This window comes from Pseudosulfitobacter pseudonitzschiae, assembly GCF_002222635.1.
Classification (GTDB): domain Bacteria; phylum Pseudomonadota; class Alphaproteobacteria; order Rhodobacterales; family Rhodobacteraceae; genus Pseudosulfitobacter; species Pseudosulfitobacter pseudonitzschiae_A.
The window spans coordinates 1,349,373-1,369,061 of the sequence record NZ_CP022415.1 but is presented as its reverse complement, the minus strand read 5'-3'; the positions used below and the strand labels follow the sequence as shown (position 1 = coordinate 1,369,061).

The 19,689-nt window shown below is 60.3% G+C and carries 19 protein-coding genes; 13 read left to right on the top strand and 6 right to left on the bottom strand.

Annotated elements, in window-relative coordinates:
* Positions 1–200 precede the first annotated feature (200 nt).
* The 3 genes from SULPSESMR1_RS06590 (at position 201) to SULPSESMR1_RS24940 (ending at position 948) form a co-directional block, all read left to right on the top strand.
* Positions 201–371: a YqaE/Pmp3 family membrane protein gene (locus SULPSESMR1_RS06590; RefSeq protein ID WP_089420101.1), complete on the top strand. Its 171-nt coding sequence runs from the start codon at positions 201–203 to the stop codon at positions 369–371.
* On the top strand, positions 364–729 hold the full coding sequence (locus SULPSESMR1_RS06585) for a DUF4112 domain-containing protein (protein WP_089420100.1): 366 nt from the start codon (positions 364–366) through the stop codon (positions 727–729). Before SULPSESMR1_RS06590 ends, SULPSESMR1_RS06585 begins: the two co-directional genes overlap by 8 nt.
* A gap of 63 nt (positions 730–792) precedes the next feature.
* Positions 793–948, top strand: coding sequence for a hypothetical protein (locus SULPSESMR1_RS24940; RefSeq protein WP_157728977.1), 156 nt, complete (start codon positions 793–795; stop codon positions 946–948).
* 191 nt (positions 949–1,139) lie between these two features.
* Here the strand turns inward: SULPSESMR1_RS24940 and ndk are convergent, their stop codons facing one another.
* Positions 1,140–1,562, bottom strand: a complete 423-nt coding sequence (ndk, locus tag SULPSESMR1_RS06580) for a nucleoside-diphosphate kinase (RefSeq protein WP_089420099.1) — start codon at positions 1,560–1,562, stop codon at positions 1,140–1,142.
* A gap of 131 nt (positions 1,563–1,693) precedes the next feature.
* Between ndk and SULPSESMR1_RS06575 the strand changes: the two genes are divergently transcribed.
* The 3 genes from SULPSESMR1_RS06575 to SULPSESMR1_RS06565 all read left to right on the top strand — a co-directional run bounded on the left by SULPSESMR1_RS06575 (position 1,694) and on the right by SULPSESMR1_RS06565 (position 4,858).
* Positions 1,694–3,541: an ABC-F family ATP-binding cassette domain-containing protein gene (locus SULPSESMR1_RS06575; RefSeq protein ID WP_089420098.1), complete on the top strand. Its 1,848-nt coding sequence runs from the start codon at positions 1,694–1,696 to the stop codon at positions 3,539–3,541.
* Positions 3,542–3,623: 82 nt separating this feature from the next.
* A complete protein-coding gene (locus tag SULPSESMR1_RS06570) occupies positions 3,624–4,250 on the top strand; it encodes a MarC family protein (protein ID WP_089420097.1) in 627 nt (208 codons plus the stop codon).
* A 26-nt stretch (positions 4,251–4,276) separates the two neighbouring features.
* Entirely contained in the window at positions 4,277–4,858 is a 582-nt protein-coding gene (locus SULPSESMR1_RS06565) for a retropepsin-like aspartic protease family protein (protein WP_089420096.1), read from the top strand.
* Positions 4,859–4,863: 5 nt separating this feature from the next.
* On the opposite strand, the gene SULPSESMR1_RS06560 is transcribed toward SULPSESMR1_RS06565, so the two are convergent.
* Positions 4,864–5,316, bottom strand: a complete 453-nt coding sequence (locus SULPSESMR1_RS06560) for a DNA polymerase III subunit chi (RefSeq protein WP_089420095.1) — start codon at positions 5,314–5,316, stop codon at positions 4,864–4,866.
* Between the two features lie 3 nt (positions 5,317–5,319).
* Entirely contained in the window at positions 5,320–6,804 is a 1,485-nt protein-coding gene (locus tag SULPSESMR1_RS06555; RefSeq protein WP_089420094.1) for a leucyl aminopeptidase, read from the bottom strand.
* A 205-nt stretch (positions 6,805–7,009) separates the two neighbouring features.
* Between SULPSESMR1_RS06555 and lptF the strand changes: the two genes are divergently transcribed.
* The 7 genes from lptF to SULPSESMR1_RS06520 all read left to right on the top strand — a co-directional run bounded on the left by lptF (position 7,010) and on the right by SULPSESMR1_RS06520 (position 16,800).
* Positions 7,010–8,146: an LPS export ABC transporter permease LptF gene (lptF, locus tag SULPSESMR1_RS06550; protein WP_089422190.1), complete on the top strand. Its 1,137-nt coding sequence runs from the start codon at positions 7,010–7,012 to the stop codon at positions 8,144–8,146.
* On the top strand, positions 8,143–9,240 hold the full coding sequence (lptG, locus tag SULPSESMR1_RS06545; protein ID WP_089420093.1) for an LPS export ABC transporter permease LptG: 1,098 nt from the start codon (positions 8,143–8,145) through the stop codon (positions 9,238–9,240). The genes lptF and lptG overlap by 4 nt, the downstream gene beginning before the upstream one ends.
* Before the next feature lies 1 nt (position 9,241).
* Positions 9,242–11,428, top strand: coding sequence for an LPS-assembly protein LptD (locus tag SULPSESMR1_RS06540; protein WP_240311231.1), 2,187 nt, complete (start codon positions 9,242–9,244; stop codon positions 11,426–11,428).
* Positions 11,425–12,645 carry a peptidylprolyl isomerase gene (locus SULPSESMR1_RS06535; protein ID WP_240311230.1) on the top strand — a complete coding sequence of 407 codons (1,221 nt, stop codon included), beginning with the start codon at positions 11,425–11,427 and terminating at the stop codon, positions 12,643–12,645. Before SULPSESMR1_RS06540 ends, SULPSESMR1_RS06535 begins: the two co-directional genes overlap by 4 nt.
* Positions 12,642–13,628: a 4-hydroxythreonine-4-phosphate dehydrogenase PdxA gene (gene pdxA / locus SULPSESMR1_RS06530; protein ID WP_089420090.1), complete on the top strand. Its 987-nt coding sequence runs from the start codon at positions 12,642–12,644 to the stop codon at positions 13,626–13,628. The genes SULPSESMR1_RS06535 and pdxA overlap by 4 nt, the downstream gene beginning before the upstream one ends.
* A complete protein-coding gene (rsmA, locus tag SULPSESMR1_RS06525; RefSeq protein WP_089420089.1) occupies positions 13,625–14,467 on the top strand; it encodes a 16S rRNA (adenine(1518)-N(6)/adenine(1519)-N(6))-dimethyltransferase RsmA in 843 nt (280 codons plus the stop codon). The genes pdxA and rsmA overlap by 4 nt, the downstream gene beginning before the upstream one ends.
* Positions 14,468–14,601: 134 nt before the next feature.
* A complete protein-coding gene (locus tag SULPSESMR1_RS06520) occupies positions 14,602–16,800 on the top strand; it encodes a methyl-accepting chemotaxis protein (RefSeq protein WP_089420088.1) in 2,199 nt (732 codons plus the stop codon).
* 98 nt (positions 16,801–16,898) lie between these two features.
* On the opposite strand, the gene SULPSESMR1_RS06515 is transcribed toward SULPSESMR1_RS06520, so the two are convergent.
* The 3 genes from SULPSESMR1_RS06515 to prfA all read right to left on the bottom strand — a co-directional run bounded on the left by SULPSESMR1_RS06515 (position 16,899) and on the right by prfA (position 19,648).
* Positions 16,899–17,546: a DUF4167 domain-containing protein gene (locus SULPSESMR1_RS06515; protein ID WP_089420087.1), complete on the bottom strand. Its 648-nt coding sequence runs from the start codon at positions 17,544–17,546 to the stop codon at positions 16,899–16,901.
* A gap of 213 nt (positions 17,547–17,759) precedes the next feature.
* Complete coding sequence (gene prmC / locus SULPSESMR1_RS06510) at positions 17,760–18,602, bottom strand: peptide chain release factor N(5)-glutamine methyltransferase (RefSeq protein ID WP_240311229.1); 843 nt, start codon at positions 18,600–18,602, stop codon at positions 17,760–17,762.
* Positions 18,599–19,648: a peptide chain release factor 1 gene (gene prfA, locus SULPSESMR1_RS06505; protein ID WP_089420086.1), complete on the bottom strand. Its 1,050-nt coding sequence runs from the start codon at positions 19,646–19,648 to the stop codon at positions 18,599–18,601. Before prfA ends, prmC begins: the two co-directional genes overlap by 4 nt.
* Positions 19,649–19,689 lie beyond the last annotated feature (41 nt).

Genomic DNA, 19,689 nt, shown 5'->3' with positions numbered 1-19,689 from the left:
CAAGCAAAAGGTACGACAATGTTTCAGCACGCACAAAGCCAGCCAAAACCGCCCGTGTCCGCGCAGGGCAGTCAGCCGGTACCGACCCGTCCACGCCCCCCGATCACCGATTACGCCAGCCTCTGAGGCCGCTCCTCAGGGAACTTTGACGCCGCGATTGTCGTTACCAAGACAACGCAAGCGAACATCGGAGCCCTGACATGGACCTGCTACGCATCTTGATCGCCATCCTTCTGCCGCCCTTGGGCGTCTTCCTTCAAGAAGGTCTTGGCAAACATTTCTGGCTGAATATCTTGCTGACCCTTTTGGGCTATATCCCTGGCATCGTCCACGCGGTCTATATCATTGCCCGTAACCCCACACATGCCTGAACCCGGCCTTGCCGCACGGCTGGACCATCTTGATCGGGTGGCCCATAATATGGACCGCGCGCTGCGCATTCCGCTGATCGGTGTGCGCGTCGGGCTGGACAGTATTTTGGGCCTTGTGCCCGGCGTTGGTGACCTGCTGGCACTGGGCCCTGCGGGCTACATCGTGGTACAGGCACGCCGCATAGGCGCACCGCCAAGCCTTGTTGCGCGTATGGGTGTGAACATCGGCATCGACGCTGTAATCGGGTCGATCCCGCTAGTTGGTGATCTGTTTGACATCGGTTGGAAGGCCAACAGCCGGAACGTGAAATTGCTGCGTGCCCATGTCGAGGCGCAAGAAATGGCTGTGCGGCCGTAAGGTGTAGATGTCAGTCCCAGAGTTCCTTTCAGAATCCGTGTTTCGGGCAAACCAATTATCGCTATGAAAAAATACGGCCGCACCTATCAACGTTCGATCTCGCTTGGTGCAACGTCCGACGACAAAATCCTGTCGTCGCTTGCGGGCGTGCTTGGCAACGATCTGATCATCACTGAAAAGATGGACTGTGAAAACACCACCCGTCACGGGACTGGGTGACGGCCTGTGCGTAGGGATCAGCCCGCAACTGGCGACGTGACCGCGCCGATGATCCCGAACGGGCTGGCGCGTTGATCCCAAGTTTGCGTTCACGCAAGACAGATCACTTTCAAAAGAAAAGGGACGGATGCCCGCGCACCCGCCCCCGATCGTTTCACAACATCAAGGCCGAAGCCCTGTGATGCAGTGGCTTAGCCCACCAGTTCCAGACCCGAGAAGAAATACGCGATTTCCACGGCGGCTGTTTCCGGTGCGTCCGACCCGTGAACCGAGTTTTCGCCAACGCTTTCAGCGAATTCGGCGCGGATGGTGCCGGCGGCTGCGTCTGCGGGGTTGGTGGCGCCCATGACTTCGCGGTTTTTCGCGATGGCACCTTCGCCTTCCAGAACCTGTGCGACGATCGGCGCGGACGCCATGAATTCGCACAGCTCGTCATAAAAAGGACGCTCGGCGTGGACTTTGTAGAACTCGCCCGCTTGCGCCTTGGTCAGGTGAATGCGTTTTTGTGCAACGATGCGCAGGCCAGCTTCTTCGAACTTGGCGTTGATCGCGCCCGTCAGGTTGCGGCGTGTTGCGTCGGGTTTGATGATCGAGAATGTGCGTTCAAGGCCCATGATAGTGCTCCAGATGTTCGGGCACCACACCTGCGGCCCCCGTGAATTGAAATCGCGGCTCCGATAGCATGGGGCTTGACGCTTGAAAAGCGGCGATTGACGCCGCCGCTGCGTTGCGGCACACCGCGCCTATGTTGCGCATATCAGATATATCCTATTCCATCGCGGGCCGTCCTTTGTTCGAAGGTGCCTCCGCTGTCATCCCCGACGGTCACAAAGTGGGCCTGATCGGTGCCAACGGCACGGGCAAGACCACGCTGTTCAAGCTGATCCGCCGCGAGCTGGTCCTTGAGGGCGGAAGCATATCGCTTCCCTCCAAGGCGCGCATCGGCGGTGTGGCCCAAGAGGTGCCTGCCTCGTCGACCTCGCTGCTGGATACGGTTCTGGCCGCCGACACCGAGCGGGCCGAACTGATGGCCGACGACAGCACCGACCCCGCCCGCATCGCCGAAATCCAGACCCGTCTGGCCGACATCGACGCATGGTCCGCCGAGGCGCGTGCTGCAACCATCCTCAAGGGCTTGGGATTTGACGATGCCGAACAGTTGAAACCCTGTTCCGATTTCTCGGGCGGCTGGCGGATGCGCGTGGCGCTGGCTGCTGTGCTGTTTTCTCAGCCCGATCTTTTGCTGTTGGACGAACCGACCAACTATCTCGACCTTGAAGGGGCGCTGTGGCTAGAGGCCTATCTGGCCAAATACCCACACACTGTCATCATCATCAGTCACGACCGTGGCCTGTTGAACCGTGCGGTGGGTGCGATCCTGCATCTGGAAGAACGCCAGCTGACCTATTATTCCGGCCCCTATGACCAGTTCGCCCGCCAGCGCGCCGAACGCCGTGCGGTGCAGGCGGCGATGGCCAAAAAGCAACAGGCTCGCCGCGACCACATGCAAAGCTTTGTGGACCGGTTCAAGGCCAAGGCGTCGAAGGCCAAACAGGCGCAATCGCGTCTGAAGATGATCGAAAAGATGGACATGATATCGGCCCCCGAAGATGCGGCCAAACGTGTGTTCACCTTCCCCGAGCCGGAAGAGCTTTCGCCGCCCATCATCAACATCGAAGGCGGCACCACGGGTTATGGCGACACCATCGTGTTGTCGAAACTGAACCTGCGCATTGATCAGGACGACCGTATTGCGCTGCTGGGCAAGAACGGTCAGGGCAAATCGACCCTGTCGAAACTGCTGTCCGACCGTCTGCCGTTAATGTCAGGCAAGGCGACCCGTTCGACCAAGCTGCGCATCGGTTACTTTGCCCAGCATCAGGTCGACGAGTTGCACATTGACGAAACGCCCCTGCAACACCTGCAAACCATGCGCCCCGGTGTGATGCAGTCGAAACTGCGCGCCACTTTGGCGGGTTTCGGTCTTGGTCCTGATCAGGCCGACACCGCCGTGGGCCGCCTTTCGGGTGGGCAAAAGGCGCGACTGTCGCTGCTGCTGGCCACCATCGACGCGCCGCACCTGCTGATTTTGGATGAGCCGACCAACCACCTTGATATCGAATCCCGCGAGGCGCTGGTCGAGGCGCTGACTGCCTATACCGGTGCCGTGATCCTTGTCAGCCACGACATGCACCTGCTCGGCCTCGTTGCCGATCGTCTGTGGCTGGTGTCGGATGGCACCGTGCGCCCCTATGAAGAAGACCTTGAAGCCTATCGCAAGATGCTGCTTTCGGCTGAAAAACCGGTCAAACCCGCCAAGCTCGAAGCGCCCAAGCCCAAGCGCGCCAGCCGCGAAAAGGTATTGGAACTGCGCGCCGAAGCCCGCAAATCCGAAGCCCGCGTGGACAAGTTGAACGAGATGCGCGACAAATTGGCCAAGAAGCTGGCCGATCCTGCGCTTTATGAAGACACCAAATCAGGCGAGGCGGAAGTCTGGCAGAAGAAATACGCCGAAGTGATGAACGCGCTGGACCGCGCCGAAGCCATGTGGATGGCGTCGCTGGAAAAGCTGGAGAGTGCCGAAACCGTCTGATCCATGTCGTGGTTCAGAACATCACGGGGAAGGCGCTGCAGCGTCGGGGGCATCGCCCAAGCCCCCTCATCCGGAGCCCGATATGATCGACACCGCCTTTCTGATCACCGCCTTTGTCACCATGTTCGTGGTGATCGACCCGCTTGGCATGGCGCCGCTGTTCGTGGCGTTGACCCAAGGCATGACCAGACAGCGCCGCCGCGCCATCGCGGTGCGATCATGTACAACCGGATTTCTGGTGCTGCTGGCCTTTGCCGCTTTTGGCGAGAAACTGCTTGGTTTCGTTGGTATTTCCATGCCTGCCTTCCGTGTGGCGGGTGGTATTTTGCTGTTCATCACTGCCCTTGACATGCTGTTTGAACGTCGCACCAAGCGGCGTGAGGATACGTCGGAAGATCATGGCGATGATCCGTCCATCTTTCCGCTGGCGATCCCGCTGATCGCAGGCCCCGGTGCCATTGCTTCGGTGATCCTGCTGACTGGCCAGCAACCGGGCATTGCCGGATTGGGCATTGTGGCGGCCATCACGTTGGCCGTGCTGCTGGTGGTCCTGATGCTGTTTCTGGCCTCTGGCCTGCTGGAACGCGCCCTTGGCAAAACCGGCATCACCGTGGTCACACGCCTTTTGGGCATGTTGCTGGCGGCCCTGTCGGTGCAGTTCGTTCTGGACGGGCTGCGCGCGTTCAGTTTTTACGAAGGTCTTGGCTAGGCTGCGATCCTGCCTATATTTGCTCTATGGATACGTTTGACACGGGCCGCCTGATCTATCTGGTACTGCTTTTGCTGATGGTCGTCGGCTGGGCCTTTGCAGCAAGGCGCACTTCAATGAACAAGACATTGCAATATGCCGCCGTCTGGGGGCTGATCATTCTGGGTGCGGTTGCCGCAGTGGGCCTGTGGGATGACATCTCGCGTGCCTCGATGCCCTATCGGGCCAACGTGGTGGGCGAGAACACCGTCACGGTCCCGCGCAGCCGCGACGGACATTACTACCTGACCCTAAAAATCAACGATACCGACGTGCGCTTTGTCGTGGACACAGGGGCCACCGACATCGTTTTGACCAAGGCAGACGCGATACGCGCAGGCATCAATGTGGACGCGTTGAACTTTCTCGGACGCGCGAACACCGCAAATGGCGAGGTCGCCACCGCCTCGGTGCGGCTGGATCGCATCGCGCTGGGACCGATCGAGGATCGCAACGTGCGGGCCGTCGTCACGGGCGGCGAGATGTTTAGATCGCTGCTGGGAATGGGGTATCTGCAACATTGGGGCAACATCTCGATTGCCCGCGATACGTTGACCCTGATCCGTTAAGCGGTTCAGGTTTCAGCCTTTTTCTCCCAGTGGCCAGACTCGTCTGACCAATATTGCGCCGTGGCACCTGCGTCTTTCAATGCTTTCCACTGACCGCGCGCGGTGTCCAGTTCCTGCGGGTCGTGGCCGTTGAACAGGATGCACACCCGCTCCATCCTTGCCACTTCCTCGGCACTTACACTGGCACCGTCCACCGCCATGATACAGGTGGCGCCATTGGGGCAATCGGCTTGCGTGGTCAGCAGGATCGGCTGAAGTGTATCATGCGCGCCGCCCGCAACCCCGTGCGGCACGAATCCGTCACTTTGCCACAGCCGGTCATCCAAATGCGCCATGCGTCTGACCTCGCAGCCACGCACGGCCACACGCCAACCCGCGCCGCGCGCCTTGCCCAGCAGCATCGACAAAGTGTCCTCCATCGAACGCTGGGTCAGGTGGTAGAAATAGGCAGCCCCCATGACTTATTTGCCTTCGAACATATCCGACACCAACCGGTTCAGCGCCGCGACACCCCAACCTGTCGCCCCTTTGGGTGCCAGCGCCGTTTCGGACGTGACCGAGGCGACACCGGCAATATCAAGGTGAATCCACGGAGTGTCGTCATTGACGAACCGTTTTAGAAACTGTGCCGCAGTAATTGAACCGGCGGGCCGTCCGCCTACGTTTTTCATATCGGCAATGCGACTTTTCAGTTGATCGTCATAGGCTTTGCCCAGTGGCATCCGCCATGCGCCTTCATTCTCGGATTGCGCAGATTTCAGGAACGCGTTGCACAGCGTGTCATCGTTGGAAAACACGCCCGCGTTTTCATGGCCAAGGCCGATAATGATCGCACCCGTCAGCGTCGCCAGATCAATCATGCCCGCGGGTTTGAACCGCTCTTGCGCGTACCACATCACGTCGCACAGCACGAGACGGCCCTCGGCGTCGGTGTTGATCACCTCGATTGTGTCACCCTTCATCGACGTAACCACGTCACCGGGGCGCACAGCGTTGCCCGAGGGCATGTTCTCGACCAGCCCGACCAGCCCGACAACATTCGCCTTGGCCTTGCGCAGTGCCAGCGCGCGCATCACACCCGCCACAACACCTGCGCCGCCCATATCCATTGTCATATCTTCCATGCCAGCAGCCGGTTTCAGGCTGATGCCGCCAGTGTCAAAGACGACCCCCTTGCCGACCAGCGCCAGCGGTGCGTCATCCTTGGCACCGCCATTCCACTGCATCACAACCACTTTGGACGGGCTGTCAGATCCTTGTCCTACACACAAAAGTGATTTCATTCCAAGACTTGTGAGGTGATCTTCATCTAGAACCTCAACGGACAGGCCCAAGTCTTCCATTGCTTTCAGCCGGCCGGCAAACTCAGTTGTGGTCAACACATTGGCGGGCTCGTTTACCAGATCACGGGTAAAGAACGCGCCTTCGGCTACGGCCATCAGCGGCACCGCCGAGGCCTGTTTTTCTTCGGGTTTTGCGCACATGATACGCACCGAACCTTCTGCGGGCTTGGCGTCGGTCTTGTGTGCGTTGAACCCATAGTCGCGCATCGCCAGGCCAAATCCCAGCTCGGCCGCATATCGCATGTTGCCGGTCAGAACCAACAAGTCCGACTTGCCGCGCACTTTCGCCAGCGCTGCCCCCGCCTTGCGCGCATCCTTGATGGAAGGGCGGCGCGAGAGGCACAAAACGTCGACCGCTTCGGCAGCCATCCCACCGGGCACCGACAGGCTGAGCATGCCACCCTGCTTGAGTTCTCCAAAGGCCTTGCTGGCGGCCAGCCGCGCCAGCGCGCCTTTGGTCAGCTTGTTGATACGACGGCCTGCCGCGTCCATCTTGCCATCGGCGGCCACCACCACGGCGACGCGCCCCTCGGCCTTGGCCAGCGCCTCAATGTCCAGTTCCTCGAAGCTGACTTTGGTCATCGGTGTCGGTCGGGCGGTCATGGCGCATCCTTTCGCGGGGGTGTTGTCGAAATCCGGTTTTGCAACAGTTAGCGCGGGCTCGCAGGCATGGCCAGAGCGACCAGTGCCACAAACGGGCACCAAACTGCCTGCGGCGTAAATATGGTGGAAATACAGGTTCCCCACCGCGAACCCTTGGGGTAAGTTGCTGCCAACTTTGCACAACTATGCGCAACCGGGGGGTTATGTGGCCAGATTCGACAGGTATATGCTGTCGCAGTTCCTGCTGTTATTCGGCTTTTTCGCGCTGGTGCTGGTGGCTGTGTTCTGGATCAACCGCGCTGTGGTGCTGTTCGACCGCTTGATCGGTGACGGGCAAACCGCGCTTGTGTTTCTGGAATTTACCTCGCTGAGCCTGCCCAAGCTGATCGTGACCGTGCTGCCGATCGCCACTTTTGCCGCGTCCGTTTATGTCACCAACCGGCTGTCGGGCGAATCCGAACTGGTGGTGATGCAGGCCACCGGATCGGGTCCGTGGCGGCTGGCGCGGCCTGTGGTAGTTTACGGGCTGATCGTGGCTGCGATGATGACCCTGCTGTCACATGCGCTGGTGCCTGCGGCCCAAGGACAGCTGAGCATCCGCGAGGCCGAGATTTCACGCAATGTCACGTCCCGCTTGCTGACCGAAGGCACGTTCCTGTCGCCTGCGACCCAAGTCACTTTCTATACCCGCGCAATCGGGGAAGACGGCGTGCTGCGAGATGTGTTCCTGTCAGACCGTCGCAATCCGGCGCAGCGGGCGATCTATACCGCTGCAGAAGCCTATCTGGTGCGCAACGATGCAGGCACCACGCTGATCATGGTCGATGGTCTGGCGCAACGGCTGGACGTCGCAGACAACCGTCTTTCGACAGCTAAATTTCAGGACTTTTCCTTTGACATCACCACGCTGGTCAGCAGCAACACCGAGGTTACAGGTTCGATCCGTAACATGAGCACGCTGTCGCTGTTAACCGAGGATTGGGATCGCATCGCCGACGAGACCGGTGCGCGGAACGGCGCCATTTCCGAAGAGGTTCACAGCCGCTTTGCGCAGCCGTTATTTTGCATTGTCGCGGCGCTGATCGGCTTTTCCACGTTGATGGTCGGCGGTTACTCGCGGTTCGGCGTCTGGCGCGAGGCGGTGATCGCCTTTGGTCTGCTGATTGCGATAGACGGGTTGCGCAGCACCTTTTCACGGATGGTGCTGGCCGATGCCAGCCTGTGGCCGACGATGTATCTGCCGTCGCTGCTGGGCGCGGTTCTGGTGACTGGCATGTTGACTTGGGCCACCCGTCCGGCCCTTCTGCGCCGCCGCAGGCCATTGACGGTGGACGCAATATGATCCTGCATTTCTACTTTGCCCGCCGCTTTGCCATTGCCTTTGCAATGCTGACGGCTGTGTTTTTTGCACTGGTGGCGCTGGTCGATCTGATCGAACAAACCCGCCGGTTTTCCGATTATGACGTCAGCCTGCCCCAGCGCATTGGCCTGACGTTGCTGCACACACCGGAAACCATCAACCAGATCCTGCCGCTGATTGTGATCCTTGCCACTGTGGTGCTGTTTATCGGTCTGGCCCGCAGTTCCGAACTGGTGGTGACCCGCGCCGCAGGTCGCTCGGCGCTAAGCGCGCTGGTGGCACCGGTGATGGTGGCGCTGGTGATCGGGTTGCTGGCGGTTACGACACTTGGGCCCATCGTGGCCGCGACCGCCAAACGCTATACCATCCTGTCGGATACCTATCGCAACGGCGGTCAAGCGGCGGTGCTGATGTCGGGCGACGGCGTTTGGCTGCGTCAGGGAGGCGCCGAAGGCCAGACGGTGATCCGTGCCGCACGGTCCAACGCCGATGCCTCGGTGTTTTATGATGTGACATTTCTGGAATATGCCCCGCAGGGCGGCCCGATGCGCCGGATCGAAGCAGGCAGCGCCGCCCTTGGCAATGGCGCATGGGCGCTGCGTGATGCCAAAGTCTGGCCGCTTGCCGCAGATGTGAACCCAGAAGCCAGCGCCCAGACCCACGCATTGCTGCGCGTGCCCTCAACCCTGACACTGGACCGTATCCGCGAAACCCTTGGTACGCTGGGCGGCGTATCGATCTGGGACATGCCCACCTATATCCTTCAGCTGGAACAGGCAGGCTTTTCCGCACGTCACCAGATCGTGTGGTTTCAGACAGAATTGGCACGGCCGCTGTTTTTGATGGCGATGGTTCTTGTTGCCGCTGCCTTCACCATGCGGCATACCCGTTTCGGGGGCACCGGAACGGCGGTGCTGGCAGCAGTGCTTTTGGGGTTCGGTTTGTATTTCATCCGCAGTTTCGCACAGATCCTTGGCGAGAACGGGCAAATTCCCGTGGTTCTGGCCGCATGGGCACCACCTGCCGCCGCGATCTTTCTGGCCCTCGGGCTGCTGTTGCATGCAGAGGACGGCTGAGGTGGCGCGCAGACTGATCCATATCCTTTTGGCAGCGACGCTGCTGGCAACGCCGCTGTCAGCACAAAGCGGCAGTGACCCACAGCAAGGCACCGCGCAAAGCGCAAGCCCCGCGATGCTGGTGGCCGATGATGTCACCGTGACCCGCGATCGCGTTCTGACCGCACGCGGCAACGTCGAGGCTTATCAGGGCACCACCCGCCTGCGCGCCTCTGCCATCACTTATGACGAAAAGACCGGTGCGCTGGTCATCACCGGTCCGATCACCATCGAAGACGGCGAGGACGTGGTCATTGTTGCCGATCAGGCCGAACTGAGCCGCGATTTGCAGAACGGGCTGCTGACAGGCGCGCGCATGGTGCTGAACCAGCAGTTGCAACTGGCCGCTGTCGAGATGAACCGCGTTGGGGGCCGCTATACACAACTGTACAAGACTGCCGTGACGTCGTGCCAGGTCTGCGATGACGGACGCCCGCCCCTGTGGCAGATCCGCGCCCGCCGCGTGGTCCACGACAAACAAGCGCGCCAACTGTATTTCGATGACGCGCAGTTTCGCATCGGCAATGTGCCGGTGTTCTATATGCCGCGCCTGCGTCTGCCCGATCCGACGCTGAAACGCGCTACGGGGTTTCTGATCCCGTCACTGTCCAGCGACTCGCAACTGGGCACGGGCGTGAAAGTCCCCTATTTCATCAAGCTGGGCGATCACCGCGATCTGACGCTGACGCCCTATCTGACCAGCCACACCACCACGATGGAGTTCCGCTATCGTCAGGCGTTCCGCAATGGCCGCATCACGTTCGAGGGGGCCTTGTCCGATGACGACCTGCAACCGGGCGACACGCGCGGTTATCTGTTCGGCTCGGGCCGGTTTGATCTGAAGCGCGATTTTGTCCTGACCTTCAACATCGAGACGACAACCGACACCGCATATCTGACGGATTACAACTATTCCGGCAAAGACCGCCTGGCCAGTGCGATCGAGGTTGCCCGCGTCAAGCGCGACGCGTATGTCAGCTTGCGCTACACCAACTTCCGCAGTTTGCGCGTTTCCGAAGACAACGACACTCTGCCGACCAACGTGCTGGACGCGCGTTTTGAAAAGCGGTTCTTTCCCCGCGCTGTGGGCGGCGAGTTGCGGTTCAGCGGCAGTGCCCATGCCCATTATCGCGAATCTGACGTCGACACCGATGTCAATCTGGACGGTATCGTGGACGGGCGCGACGTGCAGCGGGTCAATCTTGGGGTCGAATGGCTGCGCAGCTGGACCCTGACGGGCGGCGTGCGCGCCGAGGCCAGCTTGGGCGTCGAGGTTGATGCCTTCAGCGTCAGTCAGGATGCCACCTTCCCCGACAACGACGCGAGTGTGACACCGCAGGGCCAACTGACCCTGCGCTATCCGCTGGTGCGCCACAGTGGCGACGGCTCGACGCAGATGCTCGAACCGATCCTTCAAGTGGGCTTTGTCGGGGGCAGCGATCTGGATGTGCCCAACGAAGAAAGCACGCGGGTCGAATTTGACGAGGGCAACCTGTTGTCGCTGTCACGTTTTCCACGTTCCGACCGCCGCGAACGCGGTCAGGCTGCGGCATATGGTGTGAACTGGTCGCGCTTTGATCCTGCCGGATGGGAGGCCCGTCTGACGTTCGGACAGGTGGTGCGCCGCCAAAGCGCGCTGGATTATTCCGAAACCTCGGGCCTGTCGGGCACCACATCCGATTTCCTGCTGGCCGGCCAATGGAAAACCCGCAACGGGCTGGCGTTGACTGGTCGCACCGTGTTCAACGAAAGCTTTGATGTGGCCAAGGCTGAGCTGCGCGGCGACTGGATCGGCAAGCGCACCACGATTGGCGGCAGCTATGTCTGGCTGGGCGAGGACGCGGCCGAAGACCGCGCATTCGCGGTTTCGGAACTGACATTGGCCAGCACTTATGATCTGAACCGCAATTGGACGGCCAGTGCCAATTGGCGCTATGATCTGGTGGATGACCGTGCCGCCTATGCGGGCGCGGGCCTGACTTATAACAACGAATGTGTGTCGGCAAAATTCTCGGTTACCCGCCGGTACAGTTCCTCGATTAGTGTTGAGCCCTCGACCAATCTGGGCTTTACAGTGTCCTTGCGGGGCTTCTCGGTGTCGCAAGGGACGGAAAAATACGTTAGATCATGCGGAAAGCGGGCGAAATGAGCGGGAAAACGATGAAACACTTTGGACTGGCCTTGGCTATGACTGTGGCGACTGCACTGCCTGTTGCGGCGCAAAACCTCTTTGCACCGGTGGCCAAGGTGGACGACAGCGTGATCACCGAATTCGAAGTGCAGCAACGCATTCGGTTCCTTCAGGTGCTTAATTCCACTGGTGCGACCCGCAACAGCGCAATTGAAGCGCTGATTGACGATCGTTTGCGTCTGACAGAAGCAACCGATGTGGGGCTTGAACTGACACCCGAAGGGCTGGATGAAGGTCTGGCCGAATTTGCAGGCCGCGCCAATCTGAGCACTGAGGAGTTCGTCAAGGCGCTGGAAGGTGCAGGTGTCGCGGGCGAGACGTTCCGCGATTTCGTCCGCGTCAATCTGGTATGGCGCGAATTGATCCGCGCCCGCTATGCAAACCGCGTGCAAATCTCCGAGGCCGACATCGACCGTGCTCTAGCCGCTGCGGGGACTGCCGGTGGTATTCGTGTGCTGATCTCGGAAATCATCATTCCCGCCCCGCCCAACGAACAGGCCGCCGCAATGGCCCGCGCCGAACAGGCTGCGGCCAGCACATCCGAGGCAGAATTTTCCAGTTATGCCCGCCAGTATTCCGCGACGCCCTCGCGGGGCAACGGTGGACGGCTGGACTGGGTAGACCTGAACACCCTGCCACCCAGCCTGCGCGGCGTGCTTTTGGGCCTGACGCCGGGCGAAGTGACCGACCCGCTGCCGATCCCCAACGCTGTGGCCCTGTTCCAGTTGCGCGACATTCAGGAAACCGATGCGCCCAGCCCCGATTATGCGGTAATTGAATATGCAGCCTATTACATGGCCGGTGGCCGCAGCCCCGAAACACTCGCACGGGCTGCCAAACTGAAATCACAAGTGGACGTTTGCGACGATCTTTACGGCGTGGCCCAGGGTCAACCCGAAGAGGTTCTGGACCGTGGCAGCCTTGCGCCGTCTGAAATCCCGCAAGACATCGGCTTCGAACTCGCCAAGCTTGACCCCGGCGAAGTGTCCACAACGCTGACCCGCTCGGATGGCAACACACTGGTGTTCCTGATGCTTTGCGGTCGCACCGCCGCGCTGAACGAAAATGCAGACCGTGAAGAGGTTGCGTTGCAACTGCGCCAGCAAATCCTGACCAGCTATTCCGACAGCCTGCTGCAAGAACTGCGCGCCGACGCCCGCATCACCCGCGAATGACCCTTGCAGCCGCGTTGCCGGTTGCGATCAGCTGCGGTGAGCCTGCGGGGATCGGTCCCGAGATAGCGGCCAAGGCATGGGCTGCATTGCGCGGTGACGTGCCGCTGTTCTGGATCGGTGACCCGACCCACCTGCCCGCCGATGTGCCGGTTGTAACCATCGAAGACCCTGCGCAGGCCGCAGCCGCCATGCCACGCGGCCTGCCCGTTCTGCCCCACCGCTTTTCAGCTCCGAATACCGCAGGCATCGCCAATCCCGCCAACGCCCAAGGAGTGATTGACGTGATTGCGCGCGGTGTTGATCTGGTGCGATCGGGTCAGGCCTCGGCACTGTGCACAGCACCGATCCACAAAAAGGCGCTGAAGGACGGCGCGGGTTTTGCCTATCCCGGACATACCGAATACCTGCAAGCACTGGCCGGTGCGGGGCGCGCCGTGATGATGCTGGCATCAGAACAGTTGCGCGTGGTGCCCACCACCATTCACATCGCACTGAAAGATGTGCCCCAGACCCTGACACCCGCGTTGCTAAGCGAAACCATCCGCATCACCGCCGAAGGTCTGCGTGCCCAGTTCGGCATCGCCCGGCCCCGCATTGCCGTTGCAGGGCTGAACCCGCACGCTGGCGAAGGCGGCGCGATGGGCCATGAAGAAACCGACTGGATCGCGCAATTGGTCGACGACATGACCACCGAAGGTTTTGACCTGCGCGGCCCGCTGCCCGCTGATACCATGTTTCACGCCACAGCCCGCGCGGGTTATGATGTGGCTATATGCATGTATCACGATCAGGCGTTGATTCCGATCAAGACGCTGGATTTCGACCGCGGCGTGAATGTCACGCTTGGCCTGCCCTTTATCCGCACCTCGCCCGACCACGGCACCGCCTTTGACATCGCGGGCACCGGCGTTGCCAATCCGTCGTCCATGATCGAAGCCTTGCGCATGGCACACAGGATGGCACAGGGAACCTATCGCACATGAGCGCCATCGACAGCCTTCCGCCCCTGCGCGACGTGATCAACACCCATGACCTGCGCGCGCGCAAATCGCTGGGCCAGAATTTTCTGCTCGACCTGAACCTGACCGCCAAGATCGCGCGACAGGCAGGCGATCTGACAGGTTGTGATGTGCTGGAAATCGGCCCGGGTCCGGGCGGGCTGACGCGCGGTCTGCTTTCCGAAGGGGCGCGCCGTGTGCTGGCCATCGAGAAAGACGCCCGCTGCATGCCCGCGCTGGCCGAAATTGCAGAAGCATATCCGGGCCGCTTGCAGGTGATCGAAGGCGACGCGCTGGAGATCGACCCGCTGCAATATCTGACCCCGCCCATTCGCGTGGCCGCCAATCTGCCCTATAATGTCGGCACCGAACTGCTGGTGCGCTGGCTGACGCCCAAGGACTGGCCGCCCTACTGGCAATCGCTGACGCTGATGTTCCAACGCGAGGTCGCCCAGCGGATCGTGGCCGAACCGGGGTCCAAGGCGTACGGGAGGCTGGCGTTGCTGGCGCAATGGCGGGCCGACGCGCAAATCGTGCTGAACCTGCCGCCCGAAGCTTTCACACCGCCGCCCAAGGTGTCTTCTGCCGTGGTGCATCTGACCGCACTGGCCCAGCCGCGTTTTCCGGCGGATGCCGCCGTGCTGAACCGCGTGGTGGCCGCCGCCTTCAACCAACGCCGCAAAATGCTGCGCGCAGCCCTCAAGGGGGTTGCCCCCGACATCGAAGACCGCCTTGCCACCGCAGGCATCAAACCAACCGAGCGCGCCGAGCAGGTCTCGCTGGAAGGGTTTTGCGCACTGGCCCGTGCCGTGGCCGCGCCATAGGAAATTCAGGCGCTTGACCGAAAACGTACGAGTTTAGCGGTTTATTAGAGATTTCCGTGAATACCTGTCCCTTGAAACCTTGACGCCGCGCGCACGGCCCCCGTGCGCACCGGTTCCAACGCAATGGGCTGTGTATGATCTTTGGTAAACGTAACAAGACTGATGAAACGTCACATCGTGATGCGATGACTGTTTTGAACGCCTTGAACATGGTTCAATCGGTCGTCTGGTTCGACATGGATGGGACCATTCTTGATGCAAACCAGAACTTCCTGTCGACGCTAGGTTATCAATTGGACGAGATAAAGGGCCTGCACCACAGGGTTTTGGTGTCTTCTGACTATGCCAGCAACCCCGACTACCGGACGTTCTGGGACAAGTTGCAAGACGGTACCGTGCGCAGCGGGCGGTTCCAGCGCGTGGCAAAGGATGGCACAACCGTTTGGCTCGAAGCGTCGTATATACCTGTGCTTGACGAGACGGGAAACCCGGTAAAAATCGTCAAGTTTGCCATTGATATCACCCAAGCGCGGCGTAAATCGGCGGAATCCGAGGGGAAAATCGCCGCCATTTCCGCTTCTCAAGCTGTAATCGAATTTGCGCTGGATGGCACCGTTATCACGGCCAACGACAATTTTCTGACGACTTTGGGTTATACGCTGAACGAAATCATCGGCCAGCACCACCGGATGTTCGTTGAAAAATCATTTGCCACCAGCGCGGATTATCAGGCGTTTTGGGAAAAACTTGGCAAGGGCAAGTTTCACGCGGGCGAGTTTTTGCGTATCGGCAAGGGTGGCAGGGAACTCTGGCTTCAAGCCACCTATAATCCGATTCTGAGCCCTGACGGGACACCCGAAAAGGTCGTCAAATACGCCTCGGACATCACCAGGATGAAGCTTGAGGCAGCCGATTCTGCCGGTCAACTTGCAGCAATTTCAAAGTCGCAGGCGGTGATCGAATTCGATCTGGATGGTACGATTCTGACAGCCAACGGCAATTTCCTGACGACTTTGGGTTATACGCTGAACGAAATCATCGGCAAACATCACCGCATCTTTGTCGATCCATCTGAAGCAAACAGCACCGCGTACAAGTCATTTTGGAGCGAGCTGGGCCAAGGACATTTCCAGTCCGCTGAATTCAAACGTATCACCAAGGATGGGCAAGAGGTCTGGATACAAGCCAGCTATAATCCGATCTTCGATCCCAGCGGACGGCCCTATAAAGTGGTCAAATATGCCACGGAAACCACCCATTCGCGGCAGGCGATGGACGCGTTGATCAGCGGACTGGCGGCACTGGCCGATGGCGACCTAACAGCCCGGTTGCCTAACACTCTGGTGGACGAGTTCGAACCGATCAAAACGGCGTTTAATCAAACCTTGGAGCGTCTCGAAGATCTGGTGCGCGGCATATTGGAATCAGCGCAGTCCATCGCGGACGAGACCAACGCGATCGCCAGCATTTCGTCCGATCTGGCAACCCGAGGCGAGCGTCAGGCCGCAAATGTCGAAGAAACCTTTGCTGCAATGGAAGAGATCACCACCGCCGTCCAACGCACTGCTGAAAACGCCAAAGCCGCAACCAAAGACGCTGACTCTGCTTCGAAATACGCCGAAGATGGCCGTAACGTCGTGACCAGAGCGGTCGATGCGATGTCACATATCGAAGAAAGCACACTCCATATCAGCAAGATCGTCGAAGTGCTGGAAGGTATTTCTTTCCAGACCAACCTGCTGGCCCTGAACGCTGGCGTCGAGGCCGCACGGGCGGGTGACGCGGGGCGTGGCTTTGCCGTTGTCGCCTCGGAGGTCAGGGCGTTGGCGCACCGGTCGTCTGAATCAGCGCGCGAAATCACCGCCCTGATCAAACGCAGCAACAAAGAAGTCGCCGAAGGGTCTGAGCTGGTCAGCAGCAGCGGCACCGCCCTGACCAATATCGTATCCGGCGTGAACGCCGTTGTCACCAGCATCCGCGGCATCCTGAACGCCTGCGAAGAGCAGGCCTCGGGCACCACGGAAGTCACCCATGCTGTCTCGGAGATTGATCAGGCGACCCAGCACACCGCAGCACTGGCCGAAGAAAGTGCCGCCGCTGCCACCCAGCTGGCAGAACGCGCGGTCAACCTGCGCGAATTGGTCAGCTTCTTTCGCTATGACCGCAATGTGGCCCTTTCAAATGTGCACCATCTGTCCAAACCGGCCCCCGATCCCTTCGCCAACCGCGCTCCAGGCATCCGTGCCGAACCTGTCAAAAAAGCAAACGTCGCCGGAGCGCCCTTTGTGACCGAGGCAACACCTGTCGACAACAGCGGCTGGAACGAATTCTAAGCCCTGTTTTCAATCTGCAGGCGGCTCGTGTGTCTTGCGAAACGAAAAAGGCCTCGCTGAGTGCGAGGCCTTTGATCATTCACACAGTCGAACGGCTGCTATTCAGCAGCTTCCGGTGCACTTCCACTCTCGCTTTGGCCGCCATTACCGGAGGCAGAGGCGTCGGAGTCTTGCGTTTTATCAACCGGTGGCTTGGGTTTGCGCCGCGACCGCGTCGTTTTGGGTTTTGGTGCGCTTTCCGGTGTCTCGACCAGACCGCTATCGCTTTCGCTCTCGATTACATCGGGTTGCGATTGCGGCTGGGATTGAGGTTCCGGTTGCTGTGGATTGTCCCCATTTCCGCCGGAATGGTTGCCGTTCTGCGACCCGTTCGACTCGCGTTCCTGACGTTCATTGCGTTCGCGGTCACGTTCCGCCTGACGGTCACGCTCGGCTTGACGGTCACGGTTCTGCCGCTCTTGCTCTTCGCGCTTGGCGTCAATCTCGCGTTGGGCCTCACCCAGCAGGCGCAGGTAGTGTTCTGCGTGCTGTTGAAAATTCTCTGTGGCCACGCGATCACCGGACAGTTGCGCATCACGCGCAAGCTGGTTGTATTTGTCGATAATCTGCTGCGGAGTACCGCGCACTTTGCCCTCGGGGCCAGAGCTGTCGAACACACGGTTGACGACGTTGCCGCCACCTCCGCCAGAGTTCGGGCTGCGGTTGCGCGTGTTTTTTGACCGGGACCGGGATCTCGAAGATTTCATGAAATAGCTTAGCCTTGTTATGCCTATCGCTGCGATTCTCGGATTGCGCGACATGCGCCATCAACGTCCGAAGAATGCGATGTGTTGGGCTTGACGCCGAGCGGGACCACCAAAAGGTATCCACCGCTGCAACATCTTTGAATAAACATGGGTGGCCGTGTGGGACAAGCATTAATTGCCCTGCTGCGTCACTTTTCCACGGTTTGTGCGGGTTTATGCCGTTGTTTGGGGTCGTCTGGCGCAAATTACCCGATCACGGCCGCCCATGTCGGGCAGACATATCACCTGTTGCCATCCTGCCTTGCTGAAGATCGCGACCACATCCGCCGCCTGCGTCCAACCAATTTCACAGATCAGCCGCCCGCCCGCCGCCAGATGCGCGGGCCCCATCGCCGCCAGCACGCGGTAGGCGGTCAGCCCGTCCGCCTCGTCCGTCAGCGCCATCCGCGGTTCGTGGTCGCGCAGTTCGGGGGCGACGTCGTCCATTTCATCGGCGGCCAGATAGGGTGGGTTTGACACGATCAGGTCAAATGTCCCCCGCACCGCCCCGAACCAGTCCGATTGGATCACATCCGACCGCGTCTCGACGTTGTGCAGCACCGCATTGGCGCTGGCCTGAAGACAGGCTGCCTCGCTCAGATCGGTGCCGATGCCCACGGCGGTCATACGTTCGGCCAGCAGGGTCACAAGAATGCACCCCGAACCGGTGCCGATGTCCAGCACACTGGCAAATGGTTCCGCCAAGGCAACTTCGATCAGGGTTTCGGTTTCGGGGCGTGGGTCCAGAACATCGCTGCTGACCTTGAACCGGCGACCATAAAAGGCACGTTCACCAATCAGATGGCTGACCGGCACACGCACCGCACGCAGGCTGATCAGCGCTTCGTAGCGTTCGGCAATTTCGGGGGCGATGTCTTCGGGTGCGATCAGGGTAACGCGGGCGGCGTCCACCTGTGCCGCATGGGCCAGCAGCAACCGCGCATCGCGCGCAGGGTCAGGGACGCCAGCCGCGCGCAGCCGTGCCGTTGCTGCGGCCATAGCTTGCGCTGCGGTCATTGTCCCATCTCGGCAAGCATCCGTGCCTGATTGTCGGCGGTCAGCGCGTCGATCACCTCGTCAAGGTCGCCCTGCATCACCGCGTCCAGCTTGTACAGCGTCATGTTGATCCGGTGATCGGTCATGCGCCCCTGGGGAAAGTTATAGGTGCGGATGCGTTCCGACCGGTCGCCGCCACCCACTTGGGCGGCACGATCGGCGCTGCGTGCGCTGTCGATGCGGTTGCGCTCCATGTCATACAGCCGCGCGCGCAGTACCTGCATTGCCTTGTCACGGTTGCGGTGTTGCGATTTCTCGGAGCTGGTCACCACGATACCTGTGGGAATATGCGTAATCCGTACGGCGGAATCGGTGGTGTTAACGTGCTGCCCACCTGCCCCCGACGATCGCATGGTATCGATGCGGATGTCGTTCGCGTCGATGTGAATGTCGACCTCTTCCGCTTCGGGCAGCACCGCGACAGTCGCCGCCGAGGTGTGAATACGCCCACCGCTTTCTGTCGTCGGCACCCGCTGCACACGGTGTACGCCGCTTTCGTATTTCATCCGCGCAAAGACATTGTCACCCTTGATGTGGGCGACAACTTCCTTGATCCCGCCCAGTTCGGTCGCCTGCTCTTCGATGATGTCAAAACCCCAGCCGCGCGCCTCGGCATAGCGCATATACATGCGCAACAGATCGCCGGCAAAAAGGGCCGCCTCGTCGCCGCCTGTGCCCGGTCGGATTTCCAGCATCGCAGGTTTGGCATCGGCTGCATCGCGTGGCAGCAACGCCAGTTGCAATGCGGCTTCGGCTGCGGGCAAAGCCGCCTTCAGGCGGGGCAGTTCTTCGCGGGCCAGATCGGCCATTTCAGGATCGTCCAGCATGTCGCGCGCGTCGGCCATGTCGGTTTGCAACTGGCGGTACAGCGCGATCTGTTCGACCACAGGGCGCAGATCTGAATATTCCTTGGCCAAGGCCGCAATATCCCCTCCGCCCGCAGACATCGCGGCTTCGAGGTATTCGAACCTCTCGGTGATCTGCTGAAGGCGTTCTGACGGGATCATGGGCGTTCCATCTGATATTGAAAGGCTTTGGTCAAGTCCAA